Annotated in this window: 15 protein-coding genes; 10 read left to right on the plus strand and 5 right to left on the minus strand. The window is 60.5% G+C overall.

The features are described from left to right. The 7 genes from sdhA to ACW5XC_RS06570 all read left to right on the plus strand — a co-directional run bounded on the left by sdhA (position 1) and on the right by ACW5XC_RS06570 (position 9,869). Positions 1-1,767, plus strand: a complete 1,767-nt coding sequence (gene sdhA, locus ACW5XC_RS06540) for a succinate dehydrogenase flavoprotein subunit (protein WP_026035029.1) — start codon at positions 1-3, stop codon at positions 1,765-1,767. A 16-nt stretch (positions 1,768-1,783) separates the two neighbouring features. After that, positions 1,784-2,500, plus strand: a complete 717-nt coding sequence (locus ACW5XC_RS06545; RefSeq protein ID WP_005333549.1) for a succinate dehydrogenase iron-sulfur subunit — start codon at positions 1,784-1,786, stop codon at positions 2,498-2,500. A gap of 115 nt (positions 2,501-2,615) precedes the next feature. Next, positions 2,616-5,423 (plus strand): 2-oxoglutarate dehydrogenase E1 component, encoded by a 2,808-nt coding sequence (gene sucA, locus ACW5XC_RS06550; protein WP_005333548.1) that lies wholly within the window; start codon positions 2,616-2,618, stop codon positions 5,421-5,423. A gap of 35 nt (positions 5,424-5,458) precedes the next feature. Beyond that, on the plus strand, positions 5,459-6,649 hold the full coding sequence (gene odhB, locus ACW5XC_RS06555) for a 2-oxoglutarate dehydrogenase complex dihydrolipoyllysine-residue succinyltransferase (RefSeq protein ID WP_042055805.1): 1,191 nt from the start codon (positions 5,459-5,461) through the stop codon (positions 6,647-6,649). 171 nt (positions 6,650-6,820) lie between these two features. Beyond that, positions 6,821-7,987 carry an ADP-forming succinate--CoA ligase subunit beta gene (sucC, locus tag ACW5XC_RS06560; RefSeq protein ID WP_005361097.1) on the plus strand — a complete coding sequence of 389 codons (1,167 nt, stop codon included), beginning with the start codon at positions 6,821-6,823 and terminating at the stop codon, positions 7,985-7,987. Beyond that, a complete protein-coding gene (sucD, locus tag ACW5XC_RS06565) occupies positions 7,987-8,859 on the plus strand; it encodes a succinate--CoA ligase subunit alpha (protein WP_042055807.1) in 873 nt (290 codons plus the stop codon). Before sucC ends, sucD begins: the two co-directional genes overlap by 1 nt. A gap of 215 nt (positions 8,860-9,074) precedes the next feature. Next, complete coding sequence (locus ACW5XC_RS06570) at positions 9,075-9,869, plus strand: TIR domain-containing protein (RefSeq protein ID WP_074042611.1); 795 nt, start codon at positions 9,075-9,077, stop codon at positions 9,867-9,869. A 348-nt stretch (positions 9,870-10,217) separates the two neighbouring features. Here ACW5XC_RS06570 and ACW5XC_RS06575 read toward each other — a convergent pair whose 3' ends face one another. The 5 genes from ACW5XC_RS06575 to phnR form a co-directional block, all read right to left on the minus strand. Next, positions 10,218-11,624 carry an FAD-dependent oxidoreductase gene (locus tag ACW5XC_RS06575; protein ID WP_042055808.1) on the minus strand — a complete coding sequence of 469 codons (1,407 nt, stop codon included), beginning with the start codon at positions 11,622-11,624 and terminating at the stop codon, positions 10,218-10,220. Between the two features lie 18 nt (positions 11,625-11,642). Next, on the minus strand, positions 11,643-13,379 hold the full coding sequence (locus ACW5XC_RS06580) for a putative 2-aminoethylphosphonate ABC transporter permease subunit (RefSeq protein WP_042055810.1): 1,737 nt from the start codon (positions 13,377-13,379) through the stop codon (positions 11,643-11,645). Then, entirely contained in the window at positions 13,376-14,470 is a 1,095-nt protein-coding gene (locus ACW5XC_RS06585; RefSeq protein WP_042055812.1) for a putative 2-aminoethylphosphonate ABC transporter ATP-binding protein, read from the minus strand. Before ACW5XC_RS06585 ends, ACW5XC_RS06580 begins: the two co-directional genes overlap by 4 nt. Positions 14,471-14,742: 272 nt before the next feature. Next, positions 14,743-15,762, minus strand: a complete 1,020-nt coding sequence (locus tag ACW5XC_RS06590; protein ID WP_042055813.1) for a putative 2-aminoethylphosphonate ABC transporter substrate-binding protein — start codon at positions 15,760-15,762, stop codon at positions 14,743-14,745. Positions 15,763-15,882: 120 nt separating this feature from the next. Continuing rightward, positions 15,883-16,590: a phosphonate utilization transcriptional regulator PhnR gene (gene phnR, locus ACW5XC_RS06595; protein ID WP_042055815.1), complete on the minus strand. Its 708-nt coding sequence runs from the start codon at positions 16,588-16,590 to the stop codon at positions 15,883-15,885. 263 nt (positions 16,591-16,853) lie between these two features. Between phnR and phnW the strand changes: the two genes are divergently transcribed. Genes phnW through phnX form a run of 3 tightly spaced genes read left to right on the plus strand, consistent with a single transcriptional unit; the run spans position 16,854 to position 20,264 of the window. Next, a complete protein-coding gene (gene phnW, locus ACW5XC_RS06600; RefSeq protein WP_042055818.1) occupies positions 16,854-17,996 on the plus strand; it encodes a 2-aminoethylphosphonate--pyruvate transaminase in 1,143 nt (380 codons plus the stop codon). Continuing rightward, positions 17,993-19,432 carry an aspartate aminotransferase family protein gene (locus tag ACW5XC_RS06605; protein WP_042055821.1) on the plus strand — a complete coding sequence of 480 codons (1,440 nt, stop codon included), beginning with the start codon at positions 17,993-17,995 and terminating at the stop codon, positions 19,430-19,432. Before phnW ends, ACW5XC_RS06605 begins: the two co-directional genes overlap by 4 nt. After that, positions 19,425-20,264 (plus strand): phosphonoacetaldehyde hydrolase, encoded by an 840-nt coding sequence (gene phnX / locus ACW5XC_RS06610; RefSeq protein WP_042055824.1) that lies wholly within the window; start codon positions 19,425-19,427, stop codon positions 20,262-20,264. Before ACW5XC_RS06605 ends, phnX begins: the two co-directional genes overlap by 8 nt. Positions 20,265-20,376: the final 112 nt, after the last annotated feature.

Below are 20,376 nucleotides of genomic sequence, written 5' to 3' on the forward strand. Positions count from 1 at the left end.
GTGACTATTCCAACTCGTGAATTTGATGCGGTGGTGATTGGTGCCGGTGGTGCCGGTATGCGCGCCGCGCTGCAGATTGCCCAGTCCGGCAAGAGCTGCGCTCTGTTGTCCAAGGTTTTTCCAACCCGTTCTCACACTGTCTCCGCCCAGGGCGGGATCACGGTTGCGCTGGGCAATGCCCACGATGACAACTGGCAGTGGCATATGTATGACACGGTAAAAGGTTCCGATTACATCGGTGATCAGGAAGCCATCGAGTACATGTGCAAAACCGGTCCCGAGGCTATCTATGAGCTGGAGAACATGGGCTTGCCCTTCTCCCGTTTCGATAACGGGTCTGTCTACCAGCGTCCGTTTGGTGGTCAGTCCAAGAATTTCGGTGGCGAGCAGGCTGCTCGTACCGCAGCGGCCGCCGACCGTACCGGTCACGCCCTGCTGCACACCCTCTATCAGCAGAACGTCAAGAACAAGACCACTGTCTTCTCCGAGTGGTATGCGCTGGATCTGGTGAAAAACCAGGATGGCCACGTGGTGGGTTGTACCGCCATCGATATGGAGAGCGGTGAAGTGGTCTACTTCAAGGCCAAGGCCACTGTGCTGGCGACTGGCGGTGCCGGTCGTATATACCAGTCCACCACCAACGCCCACATCAATACAGGTGACGGTGTCGGTATGGCGCTGCGTGCCGGTGTCGGCGTGCAGGACATGGAGATGTGGCAGTTCCACCCGACCGGCATCGCCGGGGCAGGGGTGCTGGTAACCGAAGGCTGCCGTGGTGAAGGTGGTTATCTGCTCAATAAAGATGGCGAGCGCTTCATGGAGCGTTACGCGCCGAACGCCAAGGACTTGGCCGGTCGCGACGTGGTGGCCCGCTCCATCATGATCGAGATCCGTGAAGGCCGTGGCTGCGATGGTCCCTGGGGCCCGCACATCAAGCTCAAGCTGGATCACCTCGGCAAAGAGGTGCTGGAATCCCGTCTGCCGGGGATCTGCGAGCTCTCTCGCACCTTCGCCCACGTGGATCCGGTCAAAGAGCCGATCCCGATCATCCCGACCTGCCACTACATGATGGGCGGCGTGCCGACCAACGTGAATGGCCAGTGCCTGACCCAGGACAAGAACGGCAATGATGTGCCGGTAGTCGGTCTGTTTGCGGTGGGCGAGATTGCCTGCGTCTCGGTGCACGGTGCCAACCGTCTGGGTGGCAACTCCCTGCTGGATCTGGTGGTGTTCGGCCGCGCTGCCGGCATGCATCTGGTCAACACCCTGGGCGAGATGGATCACGGCCGTGATGCTTCCGAGTCGGATCTGGATGCCGCATTGTCCCGCTTCAACCGCTGGGAAAATTGCCGTGACGGGGAAGACCCGGTGCAGATCCGCAAAGACCTGCAGCGCTGCATGCAGAACAACTTCTCCGTATTCCGCGAAGGTGCGGCGATGGCAGAAGGGCTGGCCGAGCTCAAGGTTATCCGCGAGCGCCTCAAGTCAGCCCGTCTGGATGACACCTCCAAAGAGTTCAACACCCAGCGCATCGAGTGCCTGGAGCTGGACAACCTGATGGAGACGGCGTTTGCCACGGCGGTTGCCGCCAACTTCCGTACCGAGAGTCGCGGTGCTCACTGCCGCTTCGACTTCCCGGATCGCGACGATGAGAACTGGCTGTGCCACAGCCTCTATCATCCGGACACCGAGTCCATGACCCGTCGCGCTGTCAACATGTCACCCAAGACCCGTGAGGCGTTCCCGCCCAAGGTCCGGACTTACTGATTGCGGAGCCAGCCCTATGAACGTCACATTCTCTGTCTACAGATACAATCCGGATGTTGATAACGTCCCCCATATGAAGGAATATCGTCTTGATATTCCTGAAGGTTCCGACATGATGGTGCTCGACGCACTGATCCAGTTGAAAGAGCTGGATCCCACGCTCGCCTTCCGCCGCTCTTGCCGCGAAGGGGTCTGTGGATCAGACGGTCTCAACATGAATGGCAAGAACGGTCTTGCCTGTATCACCCCGCTCTCCGACCTGCTGAAGAAGGGCAATAACGTCGTTATCCGCCCCTTGCCCGGCCTGCCGGTGATCCGTGATCTGGTGATCGACATGACCCAGTTCTACACCCAGTGGGAGAAGGTCAAACCCTTCCTCATCAATGATGACAAGTTGCCGCCGGTGCGTGAGCACCTGCAATCCCCCGAAGAGCGCGCCAAGCTTGACGGCCTGTACGAGTGCATTCTCTGTGCCTGCTGCTCCACTTCGTGCCCCTCCTTCTGGTGGAATCCCGACAAGTTCATCGGTCCGGCCGGGCTGCTCGCCGCCTACCGCTGGCTGGCTGACAGCCGCGACACCGCGACCACCGAACGACTGGGGAATCTGGACGACGCATTCAGCGTGTTCCGCTGCCATGGCATCATGAACTGCGTGAACGTCTGTCCGAAAGGCTTGAACCCGACCAAGGCGATTGGCCAGATCAAGTCGATGTTGCTCAATCGGGCTGTTTAGTATCAGGGCCGGCCAGGTGCTGGCCCGACCTCTGGATAGCCATCCGACCCGTGGCAGGATGGCTATTTGACCCCTACAAGCTGCGCAGCAGTAACAAGAAGTACAAGGGATAGAAATGCATAACGGCGTGATGAAGGCCTGGTTGGAGTCATCTCACCTGGCTGGTGCGAATGCAAGCTATATCGAGGATTTGTACGAATCCTTCCTGGAAAATCCTGACTCCGTGTCCGACGAGTGGCGCAGCCTGTTTAGTGAGCTGCCCCAGGTCAATGGCCATGCGGTTGAACAACCCCACTCCCAGGTCCGCGATTATTTCCGTCGTCTGGCCAAGGATCCCTCTCGCTACAGTGCCCCCGTCTCCGATCCGCAAGTGGATGCCAAGCAGGTGCGGGTATTGCAGCTGATCAACGCCTTCCGTTTCCGTGGTCACCAGAATGCCAATCTGGACCCGCTGGGCCTGTGGCAGCGTGAAACCGTTGCCGAACTGGATCCTGCGTTCCACAACCTGCAGGGCGCAGATATGGAGGCCACCTTCAATGTGGGCTCCTACGCCATCGGTCGCGAGACCATGGTGCTCTCCGACCTCTACGCCTCGCTGAAGAAGACCTATTGCGGCTCCATCGGCGCCGACTACATGCACCTCACCTCCACGGAAGAGAAGCGCTGGCTGCAACAGCGTCTCGAATCCATCGAAGGGAAGGGGAGTTACACCCTCGAAGAGAAGACCCGTTTCCTAGAGAGCCTGACCGCCGCCGAAGGGTTGGAGAAATATCTGGGCGCCAAGTTCCCGGGAGCCAAGCGCTTCTCGCTGGAAGGTGGCGACGCCATGATCCCCATGCTCAAGGAGCTGATCCGTCGCGCCGGTGAGCAGGGCTGCAAAGAGGCCGTTATCGGTATGGCCCACCGCGGTCGCCTCAACGTGCTGATCAACGTGCTGGGCAAGCGCGCTCAGGACCTGTTCGACGAGTTTGCCGGCAAGCATGGCGAATCCTGGGGAACCGGTGATGTGAAGTACCATATGGGCTTCTCCTCCGACTTCGCCACCCCGGGTGGCAACGTCCACCTTGCGCTGGCGTTCAACCCCTCTCACCTCGAGATCGTCAACCCTGTGGTCATCGGCTCGGTCCGTGCCCGTATGGATCGTCGCGGTGACAAGGATGGCTCCAGCGTGTTGCCCATCACCATTCACGGTGACTCGGCCATGGCCGGTCAGGGCGTGGTGGCCGAGACCTTCAACATGTCCCAGACCCGTGCCTATGGCGTGGGCGGGACGGTGCGCATCGTCATCAACAACCAGGTTGGTTTCACCACCTCCTATATCCGTGACCTGCGTTCCACCGAATATTGCACCGACATCGCCAAGGCGGTGCAGGCGCCGGTGCTGCACGTCAACGGGGATGATCCGGAAGCCGTGGTGCTGGTGACCCAGATTGCACTGGATTACCGCAACACCTTCAAACGCGACGTGGTGATCGAGCTGGTCTGCTACCGTCGTCACGGTCACAACGAAGCGGACGAGCCGAGCGCGACCCAGCCGCTGATGTACCAGAAGATCAAGCAGCACCCGACCCCGCGCAAGATCTACGCCGATCAGCTGGTGGCCGAGGGGAGCCTCGCTCAGGAGCGGGCGACCGAACTGGTCAACGAGTATCGCGAAGCGCTGGATCGCGGCGAGCGCGTAAGCAAAGAGTGGCGGCCGATGGAGCTGCACTCCGTCGACTGGACCCCTTATCTGGGCCACGACTGGAACATGGCCTATGAGAGTGCCGTGCCGATGGATCACCTCAAGAGCCTTGGCGAGCGGGTGAGCCAGTATCCGGCCACTCACGTGCTGCAGCGTCAGGTCGAGAAGATTTACGAAGACCGCCGTCTGATGGCCGCGGGTGAGAAGCTGGTGGATTGGGGCTTTGCCGAAACCCTGGCTTACGCCACTCTGGTGGACAAGGGGTCCCGCATCCGCTTTACCGGTGAAGATTCCGGCCGTGGCACCTTCTTCCACCGCCACGCCGTGCTGCACAGCCAGACCGATGCCAGCACCTACACCCCGCTGTGCAACCTGCACGACGAGCAAGGCCCGTTCGAGGTGTATGACTCTGTGCTGACCGAGAACGCGGTACTGGCCTTTGAATATGGTTACGCCAGCGCCGAGCCGGCTGGCCTCACCATCTGGGAAGCCCAGTTCGGCGATTTCGCCAACTGTGCCCAGGTAGTGGTGGATCAGTTCCTCTCCTCCGGTGAGCAGAAGTGGGGCCGGATGTGCGGCCTGACCATGTTGCTGCCGCACGGTTACGAGGGGCAGGGCCCGGAGCACTCCTCCGCCCGTCTGGAGCGTTATCTGCAGATGTGTGCCCAGCACAACATGCAGGTGTGCGTGCCCTCTACCCCGGCGCAGGTGTTCCATATGCTGCGTCGTCAGGTGGTACGTCCGATGCGCCGTCCGCTGATCGTCATGACGCCCAAATCCCTGCTGCGCCATCCGCTGGCGGTGAGCAAGCTCGAAGAGCTGGCGGAAGGAACCTTCCAGAACGCCATCGGCGAGATCGATGCGCTGGATCCGAAAGCGGTCAAGCGCGTGGTCTTCTGCTCCGGCAAGGTCTACTACGACCTGCTCGATGCCCGTCGCAAGGCCGAGCAGCAAGATGTGGCACTGGTGCGAATCGAGCAGCTCTACCCCTTCCCGGAAGAGGAAGTGCGCGCCATTCTGGCCGATTACAGCCACGTCACCGACTTTGTCTGGTGTCAGGAAGAGCCGCAGAACCAGGGCGCCTGGTACTGCACCCGTCACCACTACGATGGCGTGCTGCCAGCCGGAGCCACCCTGCGTTATGCCGGTCGCCCCGCGTCAGCCTCACCGGCCGTCGGTTACATGTCTGTCCACGCCAAGCAGCAAAAAGCCTTGGTGGAAGATGCCCTTACCCTGTAAAGCCTCTGGCATAGAAGTAAAAAGGAACTGATTGGATGACTATCGAAATCAAGGTACCGGATCTGCCGGAATCAGTGGCCGATGCCACTATCGCCACCTGGCACAAAAAACCGGGCGATCTGGTCGCCCGTGACGAAGTGCTGGTCGACATCGAGACCGACAAGGTGGTGCTGGAAGTGCCGGCACCGCAAGCTGGTGTGCTGGGGGATATTCTGCAAGGGGAAGGGGCGACCGTGTTGTCCCGTCAACTGATTGCCATCCTCACCGCCGCCCCGGTGGCCGGTGAAGAGACCAAAGAGAAACCCGCTGAAGCGGTTGCCGATGATGGTGCCGATGGCTTGAGCCCCTCGGTGCGCCGCCTGATTGGCGAGCACGACATCGACGTGACCAAGCTGACCGGTACCGGCAAGGGCGGTCGCATCACCAAGGATGATGTGGAAGCCTTCATCAAGGCCAAGAGCCAGCCTGCGGCAGCCGCACCGGTCACAACTGCAGCCCCGGCAGCCAAGGTTGCCCCGCTGGGTGGTCGCACCGACAAGCGGGTACCGATGACCCGTCTGCGCAAGCGCATTGCCGAGCGTCTGCTGGAAGCGAAAAACACCACCGCCATGCTGACCACTTTCAACGAGGTCAACATGAAGCCCATCATGGATCTGCGCAAGCAGTACGGCGAGATCTTCGAGAAGAAGCACGGCATCAAGCTCGGCTTTATGTCCTTCTACGTGAAGGCGGTCGTGGAGTCCCTCAAACGCTATCCGGAAGTGAACGCGGCGCTCGATGGTGATGACGTGGTTTACCACAACTACTTCGACGTCAGCATCGCCGTATCTACCCCCCGTGGTCTGGTGACGCCGGTGCTGCGCGACTGCGACAACATGAGCCTGGCGGACATCGAGAAGGCCATCAAGGATCTGGCGGGCAAGGGCCGTGACGGCAAGCTGACCGTGGATGAACTGACTGGCGGCAACTTCACCATCACCAACGGTGGCGTGTTCGGCTCCCTGATGTCTACCCCGATCATCAACCCGCCCCAGAGCGCCATTCTGGGCATGCACAAGATCCAGGATCGCCCGATGGCCGTTGACGGCAAGGTCGAGATCCTGCCGATGATGTATCTGGCGCTCTCCTACGATCACCGTCTCATCGACGGACGCGAATCGGTAGGCTTCCTGGTCTCCGTCAAGGAGCTGCTGGAAGACCCGACCCGTCTGTTGCTGGACGTCTAAGCCTGTGGCACCCGGGCAAGGGGGTTGCGCCCCGAGCCGAATGTGCTGCTGGACGTTTGAGTAATACCCGAGCGATTGAAAGATAACGAGGGGCCGCCCAGGCCCCCATTCACAGGGGATTGAGAAACACCAGCCCCGGACGGAAATACCTACAACACGGATAGAGCATCTATGAATCTGCATGAATATCAGGCAAAACAGCTGTTTGCCGAGTATGGCCTGCCGGTCTCCGAAGGTTATGCCTGTGCTACCCCACAAGAAGCGGCCGAAGCGGCCGACAAGATTGGCGGCAATACTTGGGTCGTCAAATGCCAGGTACACGCCGGTGGCCGCGGTAAAGCGGGCGGCGTGAAAGTGGCCAAGAGCAAGGATGAGATCCGTGCTTTTGCCCAAAACTGGCTTGGCAAAAATCTGGTGACCTACCAGACCGACGCCAACGGCCAACCGGTCACCAAGATCCTGGTGGAATCTTGCACCGACATCGCCAAAGAGCTCTACCTGGGCGCCGTGGTTGACCGTGGTTCGCGCCGCGTGGTCTTCATGGCCTCGACTGAAGGTGGCGTGGATATCGAGAAGATCGCCCACGAAACCCCCCATCTGATCCACAAGGCGGCTATCGATCCGTTGGTGGGTCCGCAGGCTTATCAGGCCCGCGAACTGGCCTTCAAACTGGGTCTGGTCGGCGATCAGATCAAACAGTTCACCAAGATCTTCATGGGTCTGGGCCAGATGTTCCTGGATTGCGATTTCGCGCTGCTGGAGATCAACCCGCTGGTGATCACCGCGCAGGGCAACCTGCACTGCCTGGATGGCAAGATCAACATCGACGCCAACGCACTGTATCGTCAGCCCAAGCTGCGCGAGATGCACGACCCGTCACAAGATGACCCCCGCGAAGCGCACGCCGCCCAGTGGGAGCTGAACTATGTGGCCCTCGATGGCAACATCGGCTGCATGGTCAACGGCGCGGGTCTGGCCATGGGCACCATGGACATCGTCAACCTGCACGGCGGCAAACCGGCCAACTTCCTTGACGTCGGCGGTGGCGCCACCAAGGAGCGCGTAACCGAGGCGTTCAAGATCATCCTCTCCGACAGCAACGTCAAAGCGGTGCTGGTCAATATCTTCGGCGGCATCGTGCGCTGCGACATGATCGCGGAAGGCATCATAGGTGCGGTCAAGGAAGTGGGGGTCAAGGTGCCCGTCGTGGTCCGTCTGGAAGGCAACAACGCCGAGCTGGGTGGTATCAAGCTGGCCGAGAGCGGCCTCAACATCATTGCGGCCAAGAGTCTGACCGATGCCGCGCAGCAAGTCGTCAAAGCAGCGGAGGCCAACTGATGAGCGTACTGATCACCAAGGACACCCGAGTCATCTGCCAGGGCTTTACCGGCGGTCAGGGTACTTTCCACTCCGAGCAGGCGCTCTCCTACGGCACCCAGCTGGTGGGCGGCGTCTCTCCGGGCAAGGGCGGCACCACCCATCTGGGCCTGCCGGTGTTCAACACCGTCCGTGACGCGGTCGAAGCGACCGGCGCCACCGCCTCCGTCATCTATGTGCCGGCGCCGTTCTGCAAGGACGCGATCCTGGAAGCGATCGATGCGGGCATCAAGCTCATCGTCACCATCACCGAAGGCATCCCGACCTTGGATATGCTGGACGTCAAGGTGAAGCTGCAAGAGACCGGCGTGCGGATGATCGGCCCCAACTGCCCTGGCGTGATCACTCCGGGTGAATGCAAGATCGGCATCATGCCGGGCCACATTCACAAGCCGGGCAAGGTGGGCATCGTCTCCCGCTCCGGCACCCTGACCTACGAAGCGGTCAAGCAGACCACTGACGAGGGCTTTGGCCAGTCCACCTGCGTCGGTATTGGTGGCGACCCCATCCCGGGCTCCAACTTTATCGACATTCTGGAGATGTTCCAGAACGACCCGCAGACCGAAGCGATCGTGATGATCGGCGAGATCGGCGGCAACGCCGAGGAAGACGCGGCCGCCTATATCAAGGCCCACGTCACCAAGCCGGTAGTATCTTATATCGCCGGAGTTACCGCGCCTCCCGGCAAGCGGATGGGCCACGCTGGCGCCATCATCTCCGGTGGCAAGGGTACTGCCGCCGAGAAGTTTGCCGCGCTGGAAGATGCTGGCGTGAAAACCGTCCGCTCCCTGGCCGATATCGGCAAGGCCCTGCGCGAAGTGACCGGCTGGTAATTTCTGTTACCCCGTTATCTCTAATAAAAGTGCCGCCCGATGGGCGGCTTTTTTTATCATTAATCATTTGAAGCAGTTATCTTTATTTCTGGAAGTTAGAATATGATTTGTTGTTTGTGACCTTACGGGTTAGGTAATAAGCACTCTGTAAATAGGCGTTAACTCACAGTATAATCAACAATTAGGCCCATAAAAACTGAACCGGTACTCTGTGAATGAGCATAAATTTCCTAGAAAGTGATTTTGAAAAAGTTAACTATCTGTTAAATTTGTTGATTGCTCATGCCACAGGAAAAACAGCAGATTCCAGTGAATACGAACAACTTCGCTACGAGTTACTTAGTAATCACGCTATTGCTACTCAATTACCAGCATGGCTAAAACTACATAGAAATCTTGACTCTTTCTGGGGATTCATACAGCCGAAATTCGCTACGTATGCTGAACGAAGAACTTACCTTTCTGAGCAATTCACACCGCTGCTGGACGCGCTTGAGTTCGGTGTGTCAGAGCCATTAAAAAATCAAGGCAAGGTCTTAGGCGGAATAAATGAACCTATAGCTAGAAACAAAAGAAATGTTTTTATTGTTCATGGAAGGGATAATGAAGCTAAATATGAAGTTAGCCGTTTCATAGAAAGTTTAGGTCTTAAAGCAATCATACTTCATGAGCAAGCTAGTTCAGGTATGACAATCATTGAGAAGATTGAGCATTATTCAAACGATGCCGACTTTGCTCTAATTTTATATACGCCCTGTGATCTTGGTCGGGGTGTTCACGAATCAAAAATCCCTCCTAAAAACCGAGCTCGACAGAACGTTGTTTTCGAACATGGCTACCTGATGGCAAAACTCGGTAGGGAAAATGTTTGTGCCTTGGTTAAGGGAGAAATTGAAACCCCAAATGACATCAGTGGCGTAGTATACGTGGGCTTAGATGCCGCTGGTGGCTGGAAACTTGCAGTATCTAAAGAGCTCAAGGCATGTGGTTATGCAATTACCGGTTGGTGATCATCTCGTATGCTGGGCTAAAAAGGGTAGGTTGGTGCTGAACGTAGTGAAGCCCAACGTTTACCGTGAAAGATGCTTGTCAATCAGTTTTATGGCTTAGCCACATCCTTGTTTATTCCGCTCTGATTGGCGTAATCATGCTCGCTTGTTGGGCTTCGCTACGCTCTGCGCCAACCTACAAGTCACGTTATCTCAATCCTGCGCCGCTGGGGCCCATCAGCGGATCACGCTTGGCGATAATGCTCCCTCAGATTTCACCTGTAAAAATGCCGACCCTCGGGTCGGCATTTTCAAGAAATAGGGGGTGGGGCGAAACAGTATGAGAAATGGTTGCCCTCTATCGCCGGGCTATTTATCCGCCTTGCCCGCTGCATCGGCAAGTTTGGCAAGCTGTTTGTCATACCAGGCCACCGGGCGGTTCTCATCTTCCGCCCGCTCCTTGCGCCGGATGGCATTGCGTACCGCCATGGCCCCCAGCCAGCGAAACGGCTCGGGCGGGAAGTAGCCGCGCGGGCCGCTTACCAGGGCGCAGTCGCGCCACGGCTTGTCCTCCTCCCGCACCTCGTCTCTCACCAGGGCCGCCAGGATCTGGCCGCCGATCCAGCTTTGTGCCACTCCGTTGCCAGAGTAGCCGAGGCCATAGACGATATTGGGCTGCCCTCGCCAGTGGCCGAAGAAGGGGAGGCCATCTACCGAGCGGTCGGAGGCGCCGCACCAGCTGGCGGCGATGGGCACCTCTTTAAGTGCCGGAAAGAAGCGGCGCAGGGTGCGGGTGAGGGGGGCAAGATAGCGGCTCGGCGCATCGAACTCGGCCAGATGGCGGTTGGCAAAGGCGAAGGTGTTGCCCCCCTTGCCCAGCATCAGCCGTCCTTGCGGGGTGGAGCGGTAGTAATGCACAAAGGTGCGGCCATCCACCACGGAGCGGCCGTGCTCAAGCTGCTGGGCGGCCAGTGCATCCGGCGCGGGGTCGGTTATCACCATATCGGAGGAGACCAGCACTATGCTGCGGCGAAACTCGCGAAAGTGCTGCACCATGGCGCTGTTGAGGGCCAGCACCACCTTGCGGGCACGTACCTCACCCTGCGGCGTTTGCACCCGCGCTGGCTGGCCCGCCTCAAGGCGCTGCATGGGGGAGTGCTCATAGACCTCGACCCCCAGTTCCCGCGCTACCCGCAGCAGGCCGCGCACCAACAGTGCCGGTTGCACCGAACCGGCGTGGGGGCTGTAGAGCCCCTCCAGATGAACGTGGGAACCGCACTGGCTAGCCAGTTCACCCTCTTCAATAGCCTGCCACTGGTTAAGGTCTGCGCGCTTGAGTTCCTGCAATACCGGCTCCATCAGGCCACGCTGGGCCTCGCTGGTGGCGGTGTAGCAGGTGCCCTCGACCCTCAGCTCTGCCTCTATGTTGTGCTGTTCGCAGAAGTGGGCGATCTCGTGCACCGCCTGCTCGGATCTTTGTACCAGCCAGGCTGCCTGCTGCTCGCCAAAGAGGCGCCTTAACGTCAAATATTTGGCCGACCAGGTGAGCAAACAGCCGCCGTTTCGCCCGGAGGCGCCGCTGCCGCAGCGATCTTTTTCCAGCACCATGATGCGCAAGTGTGGCTCGGTCTGTTTAAGGGCGATGGCGCTCCACAGCCCGGTAAAGCCGCCGCCGACGATACAGACATCGGCCTCGTGGTTGCCGACTAGGGGCGTGGGCGGCGCGGGTTGTTCGGCGGCGAGCGCTTCGGCCAGCCAGAAGGGGAGAGTGGACATGATGACTCCTCGATAAGGTTATTGGTGGCGCCAGCGCTGGGTGCGATCCAGCAGGGCGCGGCTCAAAAAGAGCTGGAGCAGCTTGACGGTGGCGGCGGCCAGCAGGATCAGGGTGGCCATGGCGGCGGCCGCGGCGGTATCGCCGGAATCCTCCATATTGAGCACGGCGATGGAGGCGAGCACGCTGTCGCTCGAATAGAGGAAGATCACTGCCGAGGTGGTGGTCATGGCGTTGACGAACAGATAGATGAAGATCTCCAGCAGCGCGGGCAGGGAGGCGGGCAGGGTGACTCGCCAAAACGCCTTCCAGAGCGGAATGCGCAATGAGATGGCCACCAGCTCCAACTCCTTGGGCAATTGCTTGAGGCTGGTCAGCGCCGTCATATGACCCACCGTGTAGTAGTGGATGACGCAGGAGAGCACCATCAGTGGCAGAGTGCCATAGAGGCCGCCAAAGAGCGGATTGCCGTTGAAAAAGAAGATATAACCTAGCCCCAGCACCATGCCGGGCACCGCCAGCGACAGCATGGCAAGCAGATGTAGCAATTGGCGCAGCGGCGCAAAGTGGCGCCCCTTCTCCTGCGCCCAGGCCAGCACCATCACCAGCACGGTGCCGATAAGCGCGGTATAGAGGCCCAGCTGCAAGGTGTTGGTAAAGGGCTGCCAGCCGTAGACGCTGTTGCTGTCAAAGGCGTAGTGATCCAGCGTCAGCTCGAGGTTGTAGGGCCAGAACTGCACCAGGGAGCCGTAAACGGCCATCCCCACCAGCGCCAGAAACAGCAGGGCCCAGAGCGTGCACCAGCCGAGCGCCAGCAGATCCCGCAGCCGATGGGGTTTGGGCTGATAGGGCACCGCCTTGGTGCTGCTCTGCTCCTGCATCTTGCTGCGCACCCTGTGCTCCAGGGCAAAGCTCAACAGTGCCGGCAGCAGCAGGGTAACGCTGGCAACGGCGCCGAGTGAGAAGTTCTGCATCCCGATCACCTGCCGGTAGATATCGGTAGCCAGCACGCTGTACTGGCCGCCAATCACCTTGGCTACCCCGAAGTCGCAGATGGTGAGGGTGAAGACGGCGATGGCGGCGCTGAGCAGGCCATAACGGGCGGTAGGCAGGGTGACGGTGACAAAGGTGCGCCAGCCGCTGCTGCCCAGCACCCGGGAGGCTTCATAGAGGCGGGCGTCGCTCTGACCCAGCGCCGTGATAAGGATCATCAGGGCGTGGGGGAAGCACCAGAAGCCAAGGCCAATGACGATGCCGATGGGGCCGTAGATGCTCTCGCCGCCGAGCAGCCCCTTGGCGATCCCCTGATTGCCAAACCAGTAGACCAGACTGATGGCGGGCAACAGGGAGGGCATCAACAGCGGGATCAAACCGATGAGGCGAAACAGGGGCTTGCCCGGCATACAGGTGCGGGTGAGGGCGTAGGCGTAGCCAAAGGCGATGGTCACCACCAGCGCGGTGATCAGCACCCCGAGCCAGAGGGTGTTGCCGATGGTGCGCCCCAGATGAGGGGAGTCGAAGTAGGCGCTGAAGTTGGCAAGGCCCACCCAGAGGCCGTTCTCATCCTGCAGACTTTTTTGCAGCATGGTGAGCAGTGGCAGCAGCAGACCGCCGGTGAGCAGGGCGATGCCGAGCACCAGCAGGATCAGTTGCAGCAGCTGATCCCGGCTCCAGCCGCGACAGAGCCGCTGCCAGCGAGAGTCTTGGCGGGCTGTCACTGGTGGCAGCAGGGAGGAGGTCGCAAAGGGGGCAGTCATGGGCGCTCTCCTTCAAACAGTTGCATCGCCCCGGCAGGCCAGTGCAGCGAGCAGCGCATGCCGCTGCGCCAGCCACCCTGTTCGTGGCGGGGCAGCTCGTGGGTCGGGCGCTCCACCAAAATTTGCTGCGGGCCCAGATAGGTGTCGGCGGTGCAGATCAGGCGCTGGGCGGCGCCGAGAAACTCCACCTGATCGATGGTTGCTTCAACGCCATGTTGGCCAAGATACGGCTCGCTCGGCGCACTCAGGGTGATTGCCTCGGGGCGGATCGCCACCTGCAATTTGCTGCCGGCAGCGGCCTGGTTGGCAAGTGTCAGCGGTTGTTCGTTGAGGCGCACCTGATTGGGGCTCAGCACCAGGGTGTCGAGGAAGTTCATGGTGCCTACAAAGCTTGCCACGAAACGGCTGGCAGGCTGGTGGTAGATCTCCTGCGGGGTTCCCACCTGTACGATGCGGCCGCCCTCCATCACCACGATGCGATCAGCCATGGTCAGCGCTTCTTCCTGATCGTGGGTCACCATGATGGTGGTGATGCCAAGGCGCTGCTGTAGGGCGCGGATCTCGCTGCGAAGATGGGTGCGCACCAGTGCATCCAGCGCGCTGAGCGGTTCGTCCAGCAACAGCAGGCCGGGGGAGAGGGCCAAGGCCCGGGCCAGCGCCACCCGCTGCTGCTGGCCGCCTGAGATCTGGCTCGGGTATTTGTGGGACTGGGCAGTGAGATCCACCAGCCCCAGCCAGTGATCGACCCGCTCCTTGATGAGATCCCGCGCCAGCCCCTGATTCTCAAGGCCGAAGGCGATGTTCTGGGCCACCGTCAAGTTGGGGAAGAGGGCATAGGACTGAAACACGATGCCAAAGTCGCGCTCCTGGGGCGGCAGGCGGGAGATATTGCGCCCTCCTTGCCAGATCTCGCCGTTGTCCGGTAGATCCAGCCCGGCGATGGCTCTGAGCAGGGTGGTTTTGCCGCAGCCGGAGGGGCCGAGAAAGCAGATAAACTCTCCCGGCTCAATGGTCAGAGAGATCCCTTTAAGGGCCTGAAAAGCACCGAACTGCTTGTTGAGATGTTGAATGTCCAGATAGGGCTGGGTCATGGTTCGACTCGCTACTGATTTGGTATATACCAGTTTGCGGGTGAAGTGTGACGGTCAGGTGATCGGGGGATGACAGCTTGATGACAGTCAAATGACATCGGGTCGCCAGCAAGTGGCTGGGCACTGTGCGAATGGACTAAGCATCGCTAATTGAAGGCAATGCAAACTCGGGAAGTTAAAACCAAAAAGTGAAGGCCAACACCTGTTGGCCTTCGACTGGCAGTTTATTGGCGGCAGTGTGTGGGGCGTGAACAAACCGCCGCCCTTCACGCTTACTGCTTGGCTTCGGTTTTGCCGTCGAAGCTGGCGCTCCACTGGGCCAGGATGGTATTGCGCTCGCGGGCAGCCCAGCCAAAGTCGTTGTCGATCATCTGGCCTTTGATGTTGGCGGGATAGCCGGCTCTGGGTTTGGCCACATCCGGAATGGCAACCACTGCGAACGACTTGTTGTAGAGGGCGTTGGCCTGTTCGGTGGCGGCAAAGTCGAGCAGCTGTTTGGCGGCGTCCAGCTTGGGGGTGCCCTTGATGATGGCGGCGGCTTCCATATCCCAGCCCGAACCCTCTTTCGGGAACACCACCTCGATGGGGGCACCCTTGGCCTTGAGGCTGGTGGCCGGGAAGTCGAAGGAGATCCCGATCACCGTCTCGCCGCTGGCGGCCAGCTTGCAGGGGGCTGAGCCCGAGTGGGTGTAACGGTCGATGTTTTGGTGCAGACCGTTCATAAATTGCCAGCCCTGCTTCTCGCCCATGGTCTGCAGCCAGCCAGAGACGCTCAGGTAACCGGTGCCGGAGGAGCTGGGGTTGGGCATGATCACCTTGCCCTTGTAGATGGGCTTGGTGAGGTCGGCCCAGCTGGTCGGCGCCGGGATCCCCTGTTTTTCTGCCTCTACCTTGTTGAAGCAGATGGCACTGAAGAAGGCGTCCAGACCGATCCAGTGCGGCTCGGCCTTGCTGTCGCGAAAGCGGCTGTCGAGCTTATCCAGCCCTTTCGGTGCATAGGCATTGAGCATCTGCTGCTGATCGAGCTGCATCAGGCTGGTCGCCGCCAGTCCCCATACCACATCCGCTTTGGGCTGGGCTTTTTCTGCCAGCAAGCGGGCGGTGACCACGCCGGTGGAGTCACGCACCCACTTGATGTTGATATCCGGATGCTGGCGCTCGAACGCGGTTTTCAGCTCGCTGAGCTGCTCCGGTTCGAAGGCGGTATAGACGGTGAGATCGGTTGCGGCCAGTGTCGGGGTGGTCATGGCAGCCAGCACGGCGGCGGCCAGCAGATGGGTTCCCTGTTTCATCCTCTTCTCCAGTTAAATTGGCTTGGTATAAACCAGATTGGTCGAGAGAGAGGCTAGGGGATCTTTATGACGTGACCGTGACAGCCCCGTGACGTTTTGCCGTTCCTGATTTGTCCGTGACTAATCCTGGGTATCCACCTCGATCTCCAGACTGTCGTGACGCCAGTACTCCAGATCGAAGTCGAGCACCCGGCCATACTGATCGAAGTTGAGTCGCTCGAGGCGCAGGGCGGGCAGACCGGCGGTAGCCCCCAGCGCCTTGGCCACCTCGTCCGGCAGGGCGGTGGGGAAGAAGCGCACCTGCATGCGGGCGTAGTGGAGATCGTAATGGGCCTGGTAGATCTCGGTCAGACTGCCGTTGAGATCCAGCTCCAGCAGGCCGGGCACCCGCTCTGGCAGGCAGTGGTTCTCGCAGTAGCAGATGGCGCGCCCGTTGGCGTAGCGCAGTCGCTTGAGCAAAAAGAGGCTGTCAAACGGCTTAAGTTGCAACTGCGCCATCAACGCGGGCGGCACTGCCTGGCGGCTTTTTTCCAGCAGCTCGGTGCGCGGCTCACCCCCTTGCTCCCGCACTATCTGGTGAAAGTTGGAGGTGCGTCTGGGATTCAAGCGAAAGCGCGGCGGGGTGACGAACCAGCCGCGGCGATCCTCCCGATAGATAAGGCCGTTCGCCTCCAGCTGCACCAGTGCCTCGCGGATGGTGACCCTTGTGGTGCCATAGAGTTCCCCCAGCAGCCGCTCGGAGGGGAGCTTGTCGTTGGGGGCCAGACCCCCCGCCAGGATCTGGTTGGCGAGGGCATCCTTGATCTGCAGGTATTGCGGTTTGCTCATGAAAATCCCTGGTTTTGCAATAAGTTGTGTAATGAGTTGGGCAATGGGCTGGGCACAGGGCAGGTCATTTGCGCGGTCGTTAAACGGCGGCGTCAAAAATATTGGTAGATACCAGCATCGCCCCTGTTGTTCAGGCTTCCTAGATTATCGCGATCCCGGCGCTGAAAATGAATTTTTTGTTGCATGTAGCGCCACCCCTTTGACCTTGGCGGGGCAGTTACCCAGAATGTGCTCATTCTGGTATATACCAAAGGAGCGAAGTCATGACCCATATTCCTGCGGCCTCCGCCGCCGTCGATTACCTGCTGCTGACCCCGGGCCCCCTCTCGACCACTGCCACGGTGCGCGCCGCCATGCTGCAAGACAGCTGCACCTGGGATGCGGACTACAACCTGGGTGTGGTGGAGCCCATCCGCCGCGAGCTGGTGCGGCTTGCAACTGGCCCTGAATATCAAAGTGACTACAGCGCCGTCTTGCTGCAGGGGAGTGGCAGCTATGTGGTAGAGAGCGTGCTGGGCTCGGCGATAGGCGTCGATGAGTGTCTGCTGATCATCAACAACGGCGCCTATGGTGCCCGCATGGGGGAGATGGCCCGCTGCCTTGGCCTGCGTCACCATGAGCTGGACTGCGGCGAGACCACCCGCCCGGAGCCCGCCGCCATCGAGGCGATGCTGGCGCGCCACCCCGAGATCACCCATCTGGCTATGGTGCACTGCGAGACCACCACCGGCATGCTCAATCCGCTCGATGAGGTAGCTGAGCTCTGCAAGCGTCGCGGCATCCGCCTGATCGTCGATGCCATGAGCAGCTTTGGCGGTATACCCATCGACATGGGACACCTTGGCATCGAGTTTCTCATCAGCTCGGCCAACAAGTGCATTCAGGGGGTGCCGGGTTTTGGCTTTGTCATCGCTCGCCGCGCCGCGCTGACGGCCTGCGCCGGACGCGCCCGCTCTGTCTCCCTCGACCTGCACGCCCAGTGGCAGACCATGGAGCAGCAGGGGGGCAAGTGGCGCTTTACCTCGCCCACCCATACCGTACTCGCTTTTGCCCAGGCGCTGCGCGAGCTGGATGAAGAGGGGGGCATTGCCGCCCGCCATCAGCGTTACAGTGAAAATCAGCGCACGCTGGTGGTGGGGATGGCTGCCCTCGGCTTTGCGCCACTGCTGCCAGAACAGTGGCAATCTCCCATCATCACAGCTTTCTACTCTCCGACCCACCCTGATTACCGCTTCGCCGACTTCTACCTGCGGCTCAAGGCGCAGGGCTTTGTCATCTACCCGGGCAAGGTCTCCCAGGCCGACTGCTTCCGTATCGGTAATATCGGTGATGTGACCCCGGGGCGGGTGCGCGATCTGCTCGCCGCCATGGCCAGCGCCTGCTACTGGCAAGGGGATGCGCGATGACCAGCATGGCGCCTCAGGGTTGCGATCTGCGTGGCCGCGATTTGCATGACCATAAGCTGCACGGCAGCGGCCGCGCCGACAGCGAAGGGGATATCAACCTTGGTGAGGGGCGGGCGCGCTGGTTGGCAGGTCAGAGCGAGGCGGTGCAGGCGGGTTTGGCGGAGGATAGTCGCTACTTTCTCCATCAGGCCCTCTCCACCCCCTGTCTCGATCTGCTTGAGCGCGCGCAGGGGAGCTGGTTGACCAGCGTATCGGGCAAGCGTTACCTCGATTTTCACGGCAACAGCGTCCATCAGCTGGGCCACGGCCACCCCAGAGTGGTGGCCGCGGTGCAGCAGCAACTCGCCGATCTGCCGTTTGCGCCCCGCCGCTACACCCATCAGGTTGCTATCGACTGTGCCCGCACCCTGGCCGAACTGGCTCCTGGCGATCTCAACCGGGTGCTGTTCGCCCCCGGCGGCAGCGAGGTAGTGGGGATTGCCCTGAAGCTTGCCCGCTTTATTACCGGCAACAGCAAGGTGGTGTCCCTCTGGGATGCCTTTCACGGCGCCTCCCTCGATGCCATCTCGGTCGGTGGCGAGGCCTGTTTTCGCGCCGGCATGGGCCCCTTGATGGCCGGAGTGGAGCGCATCCCGCCGCCCACCCGTTATCGCGGTGTCTGGTATCGCGGGGAGGGGGATGACCTGCACTACGCCGATTATCTGGAGTACGTCATCGAGAAGGAGGGAGGAATAGGCGCCTTTATCGCCGAGCCCATCCGCAACACAGATGTACAGGTGCCCTCGAAAGCCTACTGGCAGCGGGTGCGGGAGATCTGCGATCGCCACAAGGTGCTGTTGATCGTCGACGAGATCCCCAATGCCCTGGGCCGCACCGGCCACTGGTTCAGCTTTGAAGAGTTCGGCATCGAGCCCGACATCATCTGCTTGGGCAAGGGGTTGGGGGGCGGGGTGGTGCCGTTTGCGGCGCTCATCACCCGCGACCGTTTCAATCAGGCGGCAGCTATTTCGCTCGGTCACTACACCCACGAGAAGAGCCCTATCGGCTGCGCGGCGGCCCTCGCGAGCATCGCTACCATCCGTGAAGAGGGATTGCTGGCAAAAGCGCAGGAGGATGGCCGCTTTATGGCGGCTGAGCTCGGCAAGTTGGCTAAGCGTCACCCGCTGATCGGGCAGGTGCGCGGTATCGGTATGCTTTGGGCGCTCGATCTGGTGGTCGATCATCAGAGTCGCACCCGCAATAGCCAGGCCGCCGAGCGGCTGCTCTACCGCTGTCTGGAGCTGGGGCTCAGCTTCAAGGTCTCCCAGGGCAACGTTATCCAGCTCTCGCCGCCGCTCAATATCGCCCGCGCCGATCTGGTGCGCGCCATCACCATTCTCGATCGCGCCCTTGGCGAGATCGCACTTTCACCGAAACAGGAACACCACCATGACTGACTTGCAGATTGCTGTAGATCCGATCACCGACGTAGAGGCACTGATCCTCGACTGGGCTGGCACCGTCGTCGATTTCGGCTCCTTCGCCCCCACCTCCATCTTCGTCGAGGCCTTCGCCCGCGCCTATGACTTTGCTGTGACCCTGGACGAAGCGCGCCAGCCCATGGGCCTTGGCAAGTGGGATCATATCGCCGCGCTGGGCCGTCTGCCCTCGGTGGATGCGCGCTGGCAGGCCCGCTTTGGCCACCCCATGAGCCACGCCGAGGTGGACCACATTTATCACACCTTTATGCCGCTGCAGATTGCCGCGGTGACCCGCTTTGCCGCCCCCATCCCCGGTGTGCTGCCGGTGCTGGATGCTCTGCGGGTGCAGGGGATGAAAATCGGCTCCTGCTCCGGTTATCCCCGTCCGGTGATGGAGGCGCTGGTACCTGCTGCGGCCGATCACGGCTATCGCCCGGATCACTGGGTCGCCACCGATGACCTCAAGGCTGGTGGTCGCCCCGGTCCCTGGATGGCGCTGGCCAACGTAATTGAGCTCGGAGTGAGCGCCGTGCATCGCTGCATCAAGGTGGATGACGCCGTGCCGGGTATCAGCGAAGGGCTTAACGCGGGCATGTGGACGGTGGGATTGTCGGTTTCCGGCAACGAATTTGGTGCCACTTGGGAAGAGTTTGCCGCTATGGGCGAGGTGGAGATCGCCGCCCGGCGCGCACCGGCCGAGGCCAAACTGCGGGCGGCGGGGGCACACTATGTGATTGATACCCTTGCCGACATCGCCCCGGTTATCGCCGATATCAACCGCCGTCTGGCTGCTGGCGAGCGGCCTTAAGCGCACGTCGAGATAAACCTGCCAAGGTGAACCAATAACAAAACACCCCCGCATGGGGGTGTTTTGCATTGATTGGCATACCGCAGGGCTTGGCAGGAAGAAGGCGCTAACG

It is taken from the genome of Aeromonas sp. 25-AL00135, assembly GCF_054052385.1.

Coding starts and splice junctions, on each gene's coding strand:
- ACW5XC_RS06545 (WP_005333549.1), top strand. CDS start 1,784: ATGAACGTCACATTCTCTGTCTACAGATACAATCCGGATGTTGATAAC.
- sucA (WP_005333548.1), top strand. CDS start 2,616: ATGCATAACGGCGTGATGAAGGCCTGGTTGGAGTCATCTCACCTGGCT.
- odhB (WP_042055805.1), top strand. CDS start 5,459: ATGACTATCGAAATCAAGGTACCGGATCTGCCGGAATCAGTGGCCGAT.
- sucC (WP_005361097.1), top strand. CDS start 6,821: ATGAATCTGCATGAATATCAGGCAAAACAGCTGTTTGCCGAGTATGGC.
- sucD (WP_042055807.1), top strand. CDS start 7,987: ATGAGCGTACTGATCACCAAGGACACCCGAGTCATCTGCCAGGGCTTT.
- ACW5XC_RS06570 (WP_074042611.1), top strand. CDS start 9,075: ATGAGCATAAATTTCCTAGAAAGTGATTTTGAAAAAGTTAACTATCTG.
- ACW5XC_RS06575 (WP_042055808.1), bottom strand. CDS start 11,624: ATGTCCACTCTCCCCTTCTGGCTGGCCGAAGCGCTCGCCGCCGAACAA.
- ACW5XC_RS06580 (WP_042055810.1), bottom strand. CDS start 13,379: ATGACTGCCCCCTTTGCGACCTCCTCCCTGCTGCCACCAGTGACAGCC.
- ACW5XC_RS06585 (WP_042055812.1), bottom strand. CDS start 14,470: ATGACCCAGCCCTATCTGGACATTCAACATCTCAACAAGCAGTTCGGT.
- ACW5XC_RS06590 (WP_042055813.1), bottom strand. CDS start 15,762: ATGAAACAGGGAACCCATCTGCTGGCCGCCGCCGTGCTGGCTGCCATG.
- phnR (WP_042055815.1), bottom strand. CDS start 16,590: ATGAGCAAACCGCAATACCTGCAGATCAAGGATGCCCTCGCCAACCAG.
- phnW (WP_042055818.1), top strand. CDS start 16,854: ATGACCCATATTCCTGCGGCCTCCGCCGCCGTCGATTACCTGCTGCTG.
- ACW5XC_RS06605 (WP_042055821.1), top strand. CDS start 17,993: ATGACCAGCATGGCGCCTCAGGGTTGCGATCTGCGTGGCCGCGATTTG.
- phnX (WP_042055824.1), top strand. CDS start 19,425: ATGACTGACTTGCAGATTGCTGTAGATCCGATCACCGACGTAGAGGCA.